17 protein-coding genes and 1 riboswitch are annotated in these 13,551 nt (G+C 69.0%); of the genes, 9 read left to right on the top strand and 8 right to left on the bottom strand.

Annotated elements, in window-relative coordinates; all coding sequences use genetic code 11:
• Positions 1 to 75: 75 nt before the first annotated feature.
• The gene (gene radA / locus DMB37_RS23280; protein WP_135234509.1) at positions 76 to 1,488 is read left to right on the top strand and encodes a DNA repair protein RadA; all 1,413 of its coding nucleotides are present in this window, start codon (positions 76 to 78) and stop codon (positions 1,486 to 1,488) included.
• Between the two features lie 25 nt (positions 1,489 to 1,513).
• On the opposite strand, the gene DMB37_RS23275 is transcribed toward radA, so the two are convergent.
• Positions 1,514 to 2,203, bottom strand: coding sequence for a hypothetical protein (locus tag DMB37_RS23275; RefSeq protein WP_135234508.1), 690 nt, complete (start codon positions 2,201 to 2,203; stop codon positions 1,514 to 1,516).
• A gap of 122 nt (positions 2,204 to 2,325) precedes the next feature.
• Entirely contained in the window at positions 2,326 to 2,949 is a 624-nt protein-coding gene (locus tag DMB37_RS23270) for a carbonic anhydrase (RefSeq protein ID WP_107659967.1), read from the bottom strand.
• Positions 2,950 to 3,039: 90 nt separating this feature from the next.
• On the opposite strand from DMB37_RS23270, the gene DMB37_RS23265 reads away from it, so the two are divergent.
• A complete protein-coding gene (locus DMB37_RS23265) occupies positions 3,040 to 3,936 on the top strand; it encodes an A/G-specific adenine glycosylase (RefSeq protein WP_135234507.1) in 897 nt (298 codons plus the stop codon).
• A 22-nt stretch (positions 3,937 to 3,958) separates the two neighbouring features.
• Here the strand turns inward: DMB37_RS23265 and DMB37_RS23260 are convergent, their stop codons facing one another.
• Positions 3,959 to 4,705: an alpha/beta fold hydrolase gene (locus DMB37_RS23260; RefSeq protein ID WP_135234506.1), complete on the bottom strand. Its 747-nt coding sequence runs from the start codon at positions 4,703 to 4,705 to the stop codon at positions 3,959 to 3,961.
• A 94-nt stretch (positions 4,706 to 4,799) separates the two neighbouring features.
• Here DMB37_RS23260 and mhuD point away from each other — a divergent pair, with 94 nt between their 5' ends.
• The 4 genes from mhuD to DMB37_RS23240 all read left to right on the top strand — a co-directional run bounded on the left by mhuD (position 4,800) and on the right by DMB37_RS23240 (position 6,939).
• Complete coding sequence (gene mhuD / locus DMB37_RS23255; protein WP_135234505.1) at positions 4,800 to 5,114, top strand: mycobilin-forming heme oxygenase MhuD; 315 nt, start codon at positions 4,800 to 4,802, stop codon at positions 5,112 to 5,114.
• A gap of 71 nt (positions 5,115 to 5,185) precedes the next feature.
• Positions 5,186 to 5,351, top strand: a riboswitch (cobalamin riboswitch).
• Positions 5,352 to 5,378: 27 nt separating this feature from the next.
• Positions 5,379 to 5,573, top strand: coding sequence for a CbtB-domain containing protein (locus tag DMB37_RS23250; RefSeq protein ID WP_039794710.1), 195 nt, complete (start codon positions 5,379 to 5,381; stop codon positions 5,571 to 5,573).
• Positions 5,564 to 6,355, top strand: coding sequence for a CbtA family protein (locus DMB37_RS23245; protein ID WP_135234504.1), 792 nt, complete (start codon positions 5,564 to 5,566; stop codon positions 6,353 to 6,355). Before DMB37_RS23250 ends, DMB37_RS23245 begins: the two co-directional genes overlap by 10 nt.
• A 35-nt stretch (positions 6,356 to 6,390) precedes the next feature.
• Positions 6,391 to 6,939: a hypothetical protein gene (locus DMB37_RS23240; RefSeq protein ID WP_135234503.1), complete on the top strand. Its 549-nt coding sequence runs from the start codon at positions 6,391 to 6,393 to the stop codon at positions 6,937 to 6,939.
• 125 nt (positions 6,940 to 7,064) lie between these two features.
• Here the strand turns inward: DMB37_RS23240 and DMB37_RS23235 are convergent, their stop codons facing one another.
• From DMB37_RS23235 to DMB37_RS23225, 3 genes are all read right to left on the bottom strand, one after another.
• On the bottom strand, positions 7,065 to 7,505 hold the full coding sequence (locus DMB37_RS23235) for an OsmC family peroxiredoxin (protein WP_107653849.1): 441 nt from the start codon (positions 7,503 to 7,505) through the stop codon (positions 7,065 to 7,067).
• Between the two features lie 190 nt (positions 7,506 to 7,695).
• Positions 7,696 to 8,016 (bottom strand): multidrug efflux SMR transporter, encoded by a 321-nt coding sequence (locus DMB37_RS23230; protein ID WP_135234502.1) that lies wholly within the window; start codon positions 8,014 to 8,016, stop codon positions 7,696 to 7,698.
• Position 8,017: 1 nt separating this feature from the next.
• On the bottom strand, positions 8,018 to 8,665 hold the full coding sequence (locus DMB37_RS23225; protein ID WP_135234501.1) for an FMN-dependent NADH-azoreductase: 648 nt from the start codon (positions 8,663 to 8,665) through the stop codon (positions 8,018 to 8,020).
• A 170-nt stretch (positions 8,666 to 8,835) separates the two neighbouring features.
• On the opposite strand from DMB37_RS23225, the gene DMB37_RS23220 reads away from it, so the two are divergent.
• Positions 8,836 to 9,438, top strand: a complete 603-nt coding sequence (locus DMB37_RS23220) for a TetR/AcrR family transcriptional regulator (RefSeq protein WP_135234500.1) — start codon at positions 8,836 to 8,838, stop codon at positions 9,436 to 9,438.
• Positions 9,439 to 9,490: 52 nt separating this feature from the next.
• On the opposite strand, the gene DMB37_RS23215 is transcribed toward DMB37_RS23220, so the two are convergent.
• Positions 9,491 to 10,342, bottom strand: coding sequence for an ABC transporter permease (locus tag DMB37_RS23215; protein WP_135234499.1), 852 nt, complete (start codon positions 10,340 to 10,342; stop codon positions 9,491 to 9,493).
• The gene (locus tag DMB37_RS23210) at positions 10,339 to 11,241 is read right to left on the bottom strand and encodes an ABC transporter ATP-binding protein (RefSeq protein ID WP_135234498.1); all 903 of its coding nucleotides are present in this window, start codon (positions 11,239 to 11,241) and stop codon (positions 10,339 to 10,341) included. The genes DMB37_RS23215 and DMB37_RS23210 overlap by 4 nt, the downstream gene beginning before the upstream one ends.
• Before the next feature lie 160 nt (positions 11,242 to 11,401).
• Here DMB37_RS23210 and DMB37_RS23205 point away from each other — a divergent pair, with 160 nt between their 5' ends.
• Entirely contained in the window at positions 11,402 to 12,880 is a 1,479-nt protein-coding gene (locus DMB37_RS23205) for a sensor histidine kinase (RefSeq protein WP_240771630.1), read from the top strand.
• 8 nt (positions 12,881 to 12,888) lie between these two features.
• The gene (locus DMB37_RS23200) at positions 12,889 to 13,551 is read left to right on the top strand and encodes a response regulator transcription factor (protein ID WP_135234497.1); all 663 of its coding nucleotides are present in this window, start codon (positions 12,889 to 12,891) and stop codon (positions 13,549 to 13,551) included.

Raw genomic sequence — 13,551 nt, 5'->3', positions numbered from 1 at the left:
GGCAGCCGTTCGTTCATACCGCCACGCGGGTCCGACGGCGGCCTTGTTGTCGGATGCGGTACGTAAGGTGCGCGTGTGGCAAAGACCAAGTCGATCTTCCGGTGCTCCGCCTGCACGCACGAGGTCGCCAAGTGGGTGGGTAAGTGCCCCGACTGCGGGGCGTGGGGCACCGTCGACGAGGTCGCCGTCGCGGCTACGGGGGCAGGCTCCCCCGCGCGGCGCGCGATGCTGCCGAGTACCGCCGCCGCCCCGATCTCCACCATCGACTCCAAGATCACCCAGGCGCGGTCGACGGGGGTCAGCGAGCTCGACCGGGTGCTCGGCGGCGGTGTCGTGCCCGGCTCGGTGGTGCTGCTGTCCGGCGAGCCCGGCGTGGGCAAGTCGACGCTGCTGCTCGAGGTCGCGCACCGCTGGGCAAGACAGAACGACGCGAAGGCGCTCTACGTCACCGCCGAGGAATCGGCGGGCCAGGTGCGGCTGCGGGCCGACCGGACCGGCGCGGTGCACGAGCGGGTGTATCTGGCCGCGGAGTCCGATCTGTCGATCGTGCTCGGGCATGTCGAGCAGGTGCAGCCGACGCTGCTGGTGGTCGACTCGGTGCAGACCATGCTCGCGCCCGAGGTGGACGGCGTGATCGGCGGCGTCACCCAGGTGCGCGCGGTCACCGCAGCGCTGACCTCGCTGGCCAAGGCGACCGGGATCGCGGTGCTGCTGGTGGGCCATGTCACCAAGGACGGCAATGTCGCGGGCCCGCGCACGCTGGAACACCTCGTCGACGTGGTGCTGCAGTTCGAGGGCGACAAGAACTCGACGCTGCGCATGGTGCGCGGCATCAAGAACCGCTTCGGCAGCGCCGACGAGGTCGGCTGTTTCGAACTACACGAGGACGGCATCGCCTGCGTCGACGACCCGTCCGGGTTGTTCCTGCACCACCGCACCGATTCGGTGCCTGGCACCGCGGTCACCGTGGCAATGGACGGCAAGCGGCCGCTGGTCGCCGAGGTGCAGGGCCTGACGGTGGAGACCGAGATCCCGAATCCGCGCCGCGCGGTCAGCGGCCTCGACTACAACCGGGTCGCGATGGTGCTCGCCGTGCTGCAGAGCCGGGGCAAGGTGTTCATCGGCAAGTCCGATGTGTACGCCGCGACGGTCGGCGGCATGCGCCTGCTGGAGCCCGCCGCCGACCTGGCCATCACGCTCGCCATCGCCAGCGCCAATTCGGAGGTGGCGATTCCGGCGGGCTGGGTGATCCTCGGCGAGGTCGGGCTGGCCGGCGAGGTACGCAAGGTGACCGGACTGGAACGCAGGCTGGCCGAGGCCGAGCGACTCGGCTTCACCACCGCGCTGGTGCCGCCGGGTTATGCCCCGCTCAAGCGCGGCGGCATGAAGATCCACGAGGTCGCCGACGTGCGCGCGGCCATCCGCATCACCGGCACCCGCAAGCGGCGCGCGACGAAGGAGGCGACCGATGTGGCACCCGATTTCTAACGGGGCCAACCGAATTCGCGGCGGCTCAGGTGGTGGTCAGGTTGAACGGCTCCGGCGAACTGTGCAGCGAACCGAACTGCGCGATGACCTGATAGGCGCCCGCGGGCACCGGCACTCGCTCGCCGACGCAGCCCTGCTGCGACGTGGTGCCCGACCAGCGCACCGTGAACAGCGCCTGCTCACCGGGTTTCAGGTTGCGCGCGTTCGACTCGTCCACGGGCGAACAGTCCGAACTCGTCCAGAACCGGCGCTGGCCGTCCAGCGAGAGCACCGAGGCCTGGATCTGCGCCAGGTTCATGTCCCGCTGGCACTGCACGCTGGAGATGTTGGTGATGACGATCCGGAAGTTCGGCTGCTCGCCGACCCGGTAGGTCGGCTGATCCACGCTGATCTTGATGGCCAGCGACTGATCGGGGCACTGACCCGTCCCCGCGGCGGGCTCGTTCGACGCGGACGAGGCGACACTCGACGGTGCGGGCGTGCCGGATTCGCTCGGCTCCGCGGCCTTCGTCGTCGAGGCATCCGCGGGCTTGCTCGCCGTGCTGGACGACGAGCTCGCCGCGACGGGCTTCGAGTCACCGGGCGAGTCGCCGCCGCGGGAGACCGTCAGTACCAGCCAGATGACCAGCGCCAGCGCGACGACCAGGGCGCCGATCGCCAATGCGCGACGACGCCAATAGATCTCCGGTGGCAGCGGTCCATTCGGTTCCAGCACGCCTCAACGGTAAGGGCACCATCGGGCGCAGCGACTCATGCCTGCGGCGTGTCGGTCCGGAATAGGTGATCGTGGCGAGTAAATTCCGGCCCGCACGCAGGGGAAACTCCGGCGACCCCGGCTCAGGCGAGCTCGCCGATGTTGCCGACGACACGCTGCAACTTCACCTGGCCGTCGGCGAGCTTGTATGTGACACAGGCGATCGCGAGCTCACCGGTCGCCACCCGCTGCGAGATGATCATCGATCGCTGCATGAGCAGCCTGCTCGTCTCCACCACGTGCCTGGCCTCCATCTCGTCGACGGTGGACAGGCCCTCCCTGCGGCCGATCAGAATGGACGGCGTGACCTTCTCGACCACGCTGCGGATGAATCCGCCGGGCACCTCGCCGCCGTCGAGCGCGTCGATGGTGGCCTTCACCGCGCCGCAGCTGTCGTGACCGAGCACCACGATGAGCGGTACGTCGAGCACCTGCACCCCGTACTCGATCGAGCCGAGCACCGAACTGTCGACGACATGGCCCGCGGTGCGCACCACGAACATGTCACCGAGTCCCTGATCGAAGATCAGCTCGGCGGCGACTCGGGAGTCGCCGCAACCGAACAGGATTGCGGACGGGTGCTGGCCGCTGACGAGCTTGGCTCGGTCGTTGGCGCCCTGGCTAGGATGCAGCAGCGCACCGGAGACGAAACGGTCGTTGCCTTCACGCAAGGACTTCCAGGCACTGACCGGATTGGAATCAGGCATACCGATCATTGTGCACAAGGCTCGTGTTACCAGCCAGTTCGTTTGGTTACAGGTCGGCAAATACCGACCGGCAGCAGTAGGACAGGAACAGTGAGGAAAGCTCCGAACAGCATCGATGCGGACGTGTTGCTCGACTGGTACGCCGAGACCGCGCGCGACCTGCCGTGGCGTCGGGCCGAGGTCACCGCGTGGCAGATCCTGATGAGCGAGATCATGCTGCAGCAGACGCCGGTGGTCCGGGTCGAGCCGATCTGGCGCGAGTGGGTGGCGCGCTGGCCGGTGCCGTCGGCGATGGCGGCCTCCTCGCAGGCCGAGGTGCTGCGGGCCTGGGGCAAACTCGGCTATCCGCGCCGCGCGCTGCGGCTGCACGAGTGCGCCAGGGTGCTCGCGGCCGAGCACGGCGACGAGGTGCCCGCCGATGTCGAGGTGTTGCTGAGCCTGCCCGGCATCGGGGCGTACACCGCGCGCGCGGTCGCGTGTTTCGCCTACGGGCAACGGGTTCCGGTGGTCGACACCAACGTGCGCCGGGTGGTCGCCCGCGCCGTGCACGGGCGAGCCGAGGCCGGAAACCCGTCCTCGCGCGACCTGCCGGAGACCGAAGCCCTACTGCCGCAACAGATCGACCGCGCCGCGGTGTTCTCGGCCGCGCTGATGGAGCTGGGCGCGACCGTGTGCACCGCCCGCACACCGGACTGCACCCGCTGCCCGCTGCCGACCTGCGCGTGGGTCACCGCGGGCCGCCCGGCCTCCGAAATCGTCCGCCGCACACAGAAATACGAGGGCACCGACCGCCAAGCCCGCGGCCGCCTGCTCGACGTACTGCGCGGCGCGACCGGCCCGGTGGAACGGGTACGGCTGGATCTGGCGTGGCCCCGCGACCCCGGCCAGCGGGCCCGCGCGCTGGACTCGCTGCTGGTCGACGGGCTGATCGAGCAGACCGTCGACGGCCTGTTCGCCCTCGCCGGCGAAGGGGGCGCCGGCGCCTGACCGTGTGCGGCGGTGCCGAGCGTTATGGGTTCAGGACGCGGCGGAGGAAACGTTCGACCTCGGCGCGGTAGTGGTCGGGTTGATCGTCGTGCACGAGATGCGCTGCGCCGGTGACGAGTACGTGCTCGGCATCGGGATGAACCTCGGCCATCCGACGCATCTGGCCCGGCGGGGTGATGGTGTGCTCGCCCTCCAGCAGCAGGGCGGGCACGCGGATGGCATGCCACTGCGGCCAGAAGTCGCGACTGCCCCATTCCTCGGAGATATCGCGGAAAGTCGCGACCGAGCCGTGCAGCCGGTAACCGTCCGGACCGTGCTCGAACGAGTTCAGGAAGTACCGCCCGGCGACCGGCCCGAAGAACTTCAGCACCGCCGCCGCGTCCGGAAACGGTTGCGGCCACGCCTCGATCATCGCCGCCCAGTCCGCCGCCGTGCGGCCGGTGAAATCCGGGGCGATGTCCTCGATCACCAGCGCGCGCACCCGACCGGGGTGCGTCGCGGCGAAGACCCAGCCGTGCAGCGCGCCCATCGAATGCCCGATCACCACCATCGGCTCGGTGATGCCTGCGGTGGCGGCGGCCAGATCGGCGACGAAGGCCTCGGTGGTCAGCTCGGCAGGCGCCGGTCTGCCGTGCCCGGCGGCATCGAAGGTGTAGACGTGGCCGTAGTCGCGCAGCCAGTCCAGTTGGTCGTGCCAGGTCCGGGCGCTGCCCATCAGTCCGTGCAGCAGCAGGATCGGCACCCCCGCTCCGCCTTCGTCGTGCAACACCCCGCCGATTCTGCCGGGCTCGCGCGTGGCGTGCGCACTGCCCCCGGATACGGCCCATACCGAGTGGCCGCTCGCGGGTCGTATTGTCGAGGCCATGGCTGTTGTGAAGATCAACGCGATCGAGGTTCCCGAGGGCGCAGGCCCCGAGTTGGAGAAGCGGTTCGCCCACCGTGCGCACGCGGTCGAGGGTTCGCCCGGCTTCCTCGGCTTCCAGTTGCTCCGGCCGGTCGCCGGGGATAACCGGTACTTCGTTGTCACCCAGTGGGATTCGGAAGAGTCGTTCGCGGCCTGGCGGGACGGGCCCGCGCGCGAGGCGCACGCGGGTGAGCGGCAGAAGCCGGTCTCCACGGGTGCTTCGCTGCTCGAATTCGAGGTGGTTCTCGACGTGGCCGCGAAGCCGGCGAGCTGACGTAGTTCAGGGATGGCCGGGTGGGCCGGCCTGCCCGGCGACTCGCCCGACGGCGGGGCGCGGTCCGCGCTGGTCATATTGACGTCGGGTGCCTCCAGGTGTCACAGTTCGAAGGACAAAACGCGAGGGTGATGCGGTAATCCGGTGTGATTCCGGAGCGGTCGCGCCACTGTGTTCCATGCATCGAGCCCCTGGGTGCCGGACAGCCAGACACCGGCACCCTCGCCCCCATTCGACGGGACGCGCATCCCTAGGAGGACTCGCATGGCTATCGCGCATTCGCCGAGCCGGGCAACCGATTCACTCGCCACTGTGCTCGTCACGGTAGGTGTCGTTCTTCTCGCATTGCTCACGCTGTACCTGGTCGGCTTCGACCAGGGCGTCATCTCGCGCAGCGGGATGTACCTGCACGAGCTGATGCACGACGGACGTCACCTGCTGGGGCTTCCGTGCCACTGATTGGTTCGCTCAAAACCCTTCTACTGCGCGGACTATTGGCAGGCTTGATCGCGGGCCTGCTGGCCGCATCGGTCGGCTACTTCGTCGGCGAGCCGAAGGTCGACGCCGCCATCGCCATCGAGGAAGCCGGTTCCGCCGCGGATCATCCGCACGGCGCGGAACCGGAGGCGAGCGGCGGACATTCGCACGGCGGCGAGGAAGAACCACTGGTCAGCCGCGCGGGGCAGAAGGCGGGACAGTTCCTCGCCCTCGGCCTGGCCGGCCTGGCGCTCGGCGCGATCTTCGCCTCGGTCGCGCACTTCGCGCGGCGCTACACGACGTTCTCCGGGCCAAAACTCGCACTCGCGCTCGGCCTCGGCGGCTGGGCCGCGATCGTCGCGGTGCCGTTCTTCAAATATCCGGCGAACCCGCCCGCGGTCGGTGATCCGGACACGATCAACCAGCGCACCCTGCTGTGGTTGGCGGCGGTACTGCTCGGCCTCGTGGCGGTCGGTGTCGGCGTGTACGTCTACAAGGTGCTGCGCGGGCGGTTGAGCATGCTGCGGCTGATCGCCGGAGTCGCCGCGTTCGTCCTCGTCACGGCGGTGGGCTACATCCTGCTGCCCGGCGTGGACGAGGTGAAGGCGGACTTCCCGGCCAGCCTGCTGTGGCAGTTCCGGGTGGCGTCGCTGGCCCAGACCGCGACACTGTGGGCCTGCCTGGCCCTCGGCTTCGCCGCACTCACCGAATTCGCCACGCGCACTGATACTCCGGTACGAGAGTCGATCGCTACCGCGGGCTGATCCGCATCCGGAAGACGAGGGGCAGTGTCGGTGTCATGACCGACACCGCCCTTTCTCTTTGGCCCGCACCGCTTCGTTCGGGTGCGCCCGTCGAGCCGCCACGCGCCATCCGCATCGCCTACCTCGGCTTGGTCGCCGCACTGCTCGCCGGGGTCGCCGAGGCTATTGTTCAGATCGCCGCACTGCTCGAACGTGAAGAGGTCGACGTGGCGGGCCTGGCGACGGGTCTCGCCATGCGGCTGGGCATCTACCTGGTCGTGCTGCTGGTCGCCATCCGGATGACGCACGGCGCCCGCTGGGCCCGGCTGGTACTGACCTTCGGCATCGGCGTGATCGGCCTGCTGTCACTGGTCATCGAGCCGCTGGCCGCGCTGCTGTCCGCCGACAAGATCGGGGACCTGTTCGCGAATATCACGGTCGAATCCGCGACGATCGGCCTGTTCCGCGCGATCCATATAGTCGCGGTCCTGGTCGCCATCCCTGCCATGTACCACCCGGAAGCCCGTCGCTTTTTCTCCCCCGCCTCTCCGAGTCTTCAGGCCAGGCTCACGCACAACGGCAGTGACGTTGGCGGCCGGCGGTAATCCGGCAGGTGGGTTAGCTGGTACCCGACGAGTTACCCATGTAGTCACGAAATCTGTTGTCACCTAATGCGACTGCCCGGCTCGCGCACGAGGATGCGCAGGCCGGGCAGTTGTGCGCGCTGAACTCAGGCCAGGGCCGCGTCGAGCAGGATGTGGTCGACGCCCGCGAGCGCCTTGCTGACCGGGCAGCCCGCCTTGGCGGCCTCCGCGGCGGCGGCGAAGGCATCGGCGTCGATACCGGAGACCTTGCCGCGGACGGTCAGCTTGATACCGGAGATCCGGAAGCCGCCGGCCGGGTCGGGGCCGAGGGTCACGTCAGCGGTGACGTCCAGGCTCTCCGGGGTGCCGCCCGCATTGCCGATCTGCGCCGAGAGCGCCATCGCGTAGCAGGACGAGTGCGCGGCCGCGATGAGCTCCTCGGGGCTGGTGGTCCCGTCGGCCTCGTCGGCGGAACGCTTGGGGAACGACACGTCGTACTTGCCGACCCCGGAACTGGCCAGCTCGACCTGCCCCGACCCCTCCTGAAGAGAGCCGGTCCAAGCGGTACGCGCGGTACGTGTAGGCATTAAAATCCTTTCGCTGGTAAGCAATTTCCGATGCAGCCCCCGAGCTTAGCCAGCCCGCCGCCCCACGTCTCGGGGTCAGACTAGAGCGCCGCATTAGCAACCTAAGCGACGCGGCGCAGGCGTGATCTGTCCCCGATAAGTGGCCTCGCAGCACGAAACATGTTGCCGCGTCGACGCTTCGGAGTCCTGCCTATTCCGGATTGGTGACCCGCGCCAGCACGATTCCGCCGAGGATCAGCGAGAGCGCTAGCACCCGCCCCGCACTGAGCGGGTCCTTGTGGACCACGATCCCGAGGCCGATGGCCCCGATCGCGCCGATTCCGGTGAAGACCGCGTACGCGGTACCGACGGGCAGCGTCTGCATGGCCCTGGACAGCAGGTACACCGCGGTGACGCCGAGCACGAAGCAGATCACCGTCGGCACCAGCCGGGTGAAGTTCTCCGTCGGTTTGATGCTCTGCGACCAGACGATCTCCACCAGGCCCGCGATACCGAGCAGCACCCAGTTCATGTCAGTACTCCTTCGCGAGGGCGCGAGCGGTCTCCATCGCCAGCGCGTAGGACTCGTCGTGCTTGCCGCGCAGGTGTGCCAGCGCGGGATCCTGCCTGGCATTGGCCAGCTCCGCATTCACGAAAACGGTGTCCTGGACGGCGAAGTGGCCCGCGAAGAAGTCCCGCAGGAAACGCTCCTGATAGTCGAAGGCGGCCTTCGGAGCGCCGGGTGAGTACGCGCCGCCCCGGGCGGTCATCACGACGAAACGACGGTGCCCCAGCGACATTCGCGGGAAGGTCACCTGGTCCAGCCAGGCCTTGAGCGAGGCCGGAATCGAGTAGTTGTACATCGGGGTGCCGATCAGGATGACGTCCGCGGCCAGCACCTCGGCCAGCAGCGGCTCGACGATCGCCCAGGCCGCGGCCTGCTCCGGTGTGCGCACCAACTCGGCGAGCCGGTCCAGGTCGGTGCGGTCCTGCGCGAGCACCGCATCGCACAACTCGGTCCACGCCGCGTCGATGAACGGCACCGGTTCGGCCGCCAGGTCCCGGTAGCGATAGCCGCCGTCGGGGTTCTCGGCGCGCCAGGCTTCGGCGAACGCCGTGCTCAGCTCCCGGCTGATCGAACGGGTGCGGGCGCTCGCATCCAGGTGCAGCAGATTGCTCATGGTCAGACCTCACTCTGTGGTTCATGTCGTCGATGCGGGCATCGACCTTTGCCGACGCCTCGAACTACTCGGCATCAAATGGACAACATGTCCACTTGATGCCGGAACCGACCATAGCCACAAGCGGACATGCTGTCCACTTATCTGAGAAATCCGGTACAGTCAGCGGCATGACCAGCCACAAGGATCTGCTCACCGGGCAAGCGGCACCTCGCGCCGCCGTCCCCGAGCGCGCGGACGCGGCACGCAACCGGGCCAAGGTGCTGGCCGCGGCCGCCGAGCTGTTCGCCACCCGCGACCCGCGCACCGTCACCATGGACGACATCGCCAAGGCGGCGGGCGTCGGCCGGGGCACCCTGTACCGCCGCTACCCGGACACGAGTTCGATCGCCGTCGCCCTGCTCGACGAACACGAGCGGGCACTGCAAGAGCAGTTGCTCGGCGGCCCGCCACCGCTCGGCCCCGGCGCGCCGCCCGCCGAACGACTGGCCGCCTTCTACGCCGCGATGGTCGAATTGCTGGACGCGCACGCGGATTTGGTGCTCGGAGCGGAAACCGGCGGCGTGCGGTTCGCGACGGGCGCTTACGGGTTCTGGTACGCCCATGTGCGAGCACTGTTGGTGGCAGGCAAGATTCGCGAACCCGACGCCCTCGTCGATCCACTCCTCGCACCCTTGGCGGCGGAGGTGTACCAGCAGCAACGCAGCCGAGGCCTGGCCTCCGCGCAAATCGCCGACGCACTGGGTCGACTCGCCCGCTCGGTGCTGGGCTGACAGCCGAAAGCCGACGGTGGTTGCCCACCAACGGCTTTCGATCCAGGGTCGGTCACGCGAGATCGCGGCTGCGCATCAGCCACAAGGTCCCCGCCACGAAGACCACGATGTAGCACCCGAGCACGACCAGCGCTTCGGTCCGCGACAAGATGTCGAGCACACCGGGCGTCCCGGCACCCACCGTCCGCATCGCGCCGGCCAGGGAACCGGCGGCGGTGCCGGGCAGGTGATCGGTGATCACCGCGATCGGCGCGAAGATGGCCGCGACACCGCGCAGCAGGTTCTCCACCACCAGCACCCAGACCAGTCCGAGCCCGACGGCCAGCGCGGGCCCGCGCGCGACCACACCGATCAGTGCGCCCGCCAACGTCCACATGCCCAGAATCGCGGTGCCCGTGAGAATTCCGAGCGCCGATTGGTTGAGCGACGGCAGCGCGAGCGACTGCGACTGGGTCGCGCCGATCAGCGCCGCCACCCCGATGTCCACCACGAACGCGGTGAGCACCAGCCCGACCACCACGAACACCAGGCTCACCACCACACCGCCGACCGCGCTGATCCGCGACGGCCCCTGGGTGAACACGGTTTTCCAAGTGCCCCAGCCGAATCCGCTGCCGGTGGTCAGCGCGCCGAGCACCAGCATCAGCGCACCGCCGAACATCGCCATGCCCTGGGTGAACACCGCGGGCACCGCGGCGGGCAGCATCTGTTGCAGCAGCGCCTCTTTCGGCAGGCCGTTCGACATGCGGGTCGACTCGCCCGAGGTGTAGGCGAGATAGTTGAACAGGTAGGAAAACGTCAGGTTCAGCAGTATCCAGGTGCCAAGAACGATCCAGAACGCGGGCCACTTCCGCAGCCGCAGCGCCTCGGCCCTGGTGCTCGCCAACAGGTCTTGCACAGTCATTTCGCCACTTCCAGCTGGGTCATCTCGAAAAACACTTCTTCCAGGGACTTTTCGTCGATCCGCAGTTCGAGCAGGTCCGCGCCGGCTTCGACGACCGCCCGCGCGACGGCGGGCGCGGTGCCCGTCCCCGCCTCGATCCGGATGCCGCTCGCGGTCAGCATCGCGGCGCGTTCACCGACCACCGCCCGCACCGCGGGGAACGCCACTTCCAGCGGGTCGGCCCGCAGCAGCAGCGAGGAGCCGCCGCGCAGTTCGGCCACGGTCGACTCGACGAGCAGCTTGCCCTGCGCGATCACGCCCACCCGGTCGCAGATCTCCTGCACCTCGCTGAGCATGTGACTCGACAGCAGCACCGTGTGCCCGTCGCCGGCGAGAGTGGTGATCAGCTCCCGCATTTCGGCCATGCCCTGCGGGTCCAGACCGTTCGTCGGCTCGTCCAGGATCAGCAGGTCGGGCATGCCGAGCAGCGCCGCACCGACCCCGAGCCGCTGCTTCATGCCGAGTGAGTAGGTCCGGAACTTGTCGTCGGCACGATCGGCGAGGCCGACCCGGACCAGCGCGTCCGTCACCGCCGGGTTGCCGATGCCCCGGTATTTCGCGAGTACCCGCAGGTTGTCCCGCCCGGATAGGTACGGGTAGAAGCCGGGCCCCTCGATGAGCACGCCGATCCGGCGGACCACCGCGGGGTCACCCGGCGCATGCCCGGCCACCGTCGCGGCACCCTCGCTCGGGCGGATCAGCCCGACCAGCATGCGCAGCGTGGTCGTCTTGCCCGCACCGTTCGGACCGAGGAACCCGTAGATCTCCCCGGCCGCGACGCTCATGCTCACGCCATCCACCGCGGTATGTGCGCCATAGCGTTTGGTCAACCCTCGGGTGACCACGATCGAATCTGTCATGCACCGAGAATCCGCCGCAGGCCGTCCCGCCACATCCGCCGCGCGGCGACGTTCGGTGTACGTAAAGCGCACTACGCTCCAGCGTTACCTGAGTAATACGTAGCGAGGCGGACGCCGAACCGCGGGTAAGCCGAATAGGCTGCTGTAAGTGAGGGCAGGGATGATGAATCGAAGCTCGCTTGGCTGGGATTGGGGCGTGGCACTGGTCGTGGCCGCGCTCCAAATCGTGGGCGGCACGTTCGCGAACATGAGAATGGGCGCGAACTCCCTCGACTTCGTCGGGTACCTGCTGCTACTCGCCGGTCCGGTCGCGCTGATCTGGCGGCGGGCCCGGCCGCTGCCGGTGCTGCTCGTCGCCTTCGGCGCCTGCCTGCTCTATTCGACGCTCGGCTACGGGTACGGGCCGATCTTCTTGTCGTTGATCATCGCCTTCCTGACGGCGGCAAGCACCGGATCACGGTGGTGGACTTACCCGCTCGTGCCGATCGGCTACGCCGTGCTGATCTGGCCATTGCCCGCACTGCTCGGGCGCGCAGCGAACCTCTGGCAGATCTTCGCGCTGATGGCCTGGCTCGTCGTGCTGCTGTGCGTCGTGGAGGGCATCCGGCAGCGCAAGACCGTGCTGGTCGCGCGCAGGCAGCGGGCCGAGGCCGCGCGCCGGGACGAGGAGGCGCAGCGGGAGCGGCGGGCCAGCGAGGAGCGCCTCGCCATCGCGCGCGAGCTGCACGACGTACTGGCGCACAGCCTCTCGCTGATCAACGTGCAGTCCTCGGTCGCGCTCGAGCTGTTCGACAAGAAGCCCGAGCAGGCCGCCTCCGCCCTGGACGCGATCAAGACGGCCAGCCGTGACGCGCTCACCGAGGTGCACACACTGCTGCACTCGATCCGCACCGGCGGCACGGTCGCGGACGAATCAGCCGACGCCGAGGACGAATTCGCCGAGGTCGAACGCGACGCACCGAGCCGACGCCGTCCGCGCGGCTGGGCCGGGCGCAATACTCCTGGGGCCGAGCGTGTTTCGGCGGCGGACGAGCAATCGGGCAGGGCCGGTGGCGAATCCGCCGAACCCGAGCCGCGCCCGGCGGCGCCACGCGCGCCCGCGCCGAGCATCGCCGAGCTGGACACCCTGCTGCAGCGCGCCCGCGCGGCCGGATTGACGGTGAGCACCAAGATAATCGGCGAACCACAGCAGCTGCCCAGCGTGATCGACGTGGCGGCCGCGCGCATCATCCAGGAGTCGCTGACCAACGTGGTGCGGCACGCGCCGGGTGCGCAAGCAACGGTGACGGTGCGCTACGCCGCGCAATCGGTCGACCTCACCGTCGACAACTCCCGCCCGACCGCCCCCGCGACGAGGTCGGGAACCAGCGGCGGCAACGGCATCATCGGCATGCGCGAGCGGACCCACGCCCTCGGCGGCGCGCTCACCGCCGGGCCACGCCCGAGCGGCGGATTCCGGGTCGCGGCGCGACTGCCGTTGCGGCCGATGGCGCCGAGCGCACACCGCCCCCTGCCCAGCCGCGCCGATAACGCAACGTCGCCCAGCCGCGCCGACGACGCGGCCCGGCCCGACAATGTGCGGCCGATCCGGCCGGACGACAAGGCGCAGCAGCACAGCGCACCCGGGCCTGCACTGTAGGAGACACAATGGCTATTCGGGTCCTGGTGGCCGATGATCAGGCGCTGGTGCGCGGCGGTTTCGTCGCGCTGCTGGCGGCGCAGGACGGCATCGAGGTGGTCGGCGAGGCGGACAACGGCGAACAGGCCGTGCGGATGACCCGCAGTCTCACCCCGGACGTGGTGCTGATGGACATCAGGATGCCCATCCTGGACGGCCTCGCCGCCACCAGGATGATCGCCGAGGACGCCAAGCTGGCCGAGGTGAAGGTGGTCGTGCTGACCACCTTCGAGCTCGATGAGTACGTCTTCGAGGCGATGCGTTCCGGCGCAACGGGTTTCCTGGTCAAGCACACCGAGCCGGCCGATCTGGTGCGCGCCGTGCGGGTGGTCGCGGCCGGTGACGCGCTGCTCTCCCCCGGTGTCACCCGTCGCCTGATCGCCGAATTCTCCGCCCACGCCAAAACCCCGCCACCGGCGACGCTTTCCGAGCTCACCGACCGCGAGCGCGAGGTGCTGGTCCTGGTCGCCGAGGGGCTCACCAACGCGGAGATCGGCGAGCGGCTCTTCATGAGCCCGGCCACCGCCCGCACGCACGTCAGCCGCATCCTGATGAAGCTCGGCGCCCGCGACCGCACCCAATTGGTCGTGCTGGCTTATGAATCCGGCGTGGTGCGGCCGGGGTGGCAGTGA

The organism is Nocardia sp. CS682, assembly GCF_004634405.1.
Classification (GTDB): domain Bacteria; phylum Actinomycetota; class Actinomycetes; order Mycobacteriales; family Mycobacteriaceae; genus Nocardia; species Nocardia ninae.
Note: the sequence above shows the minus strand (reverse complement) of the source record. Positions and strands in the feature narration are given on the sequence as shown.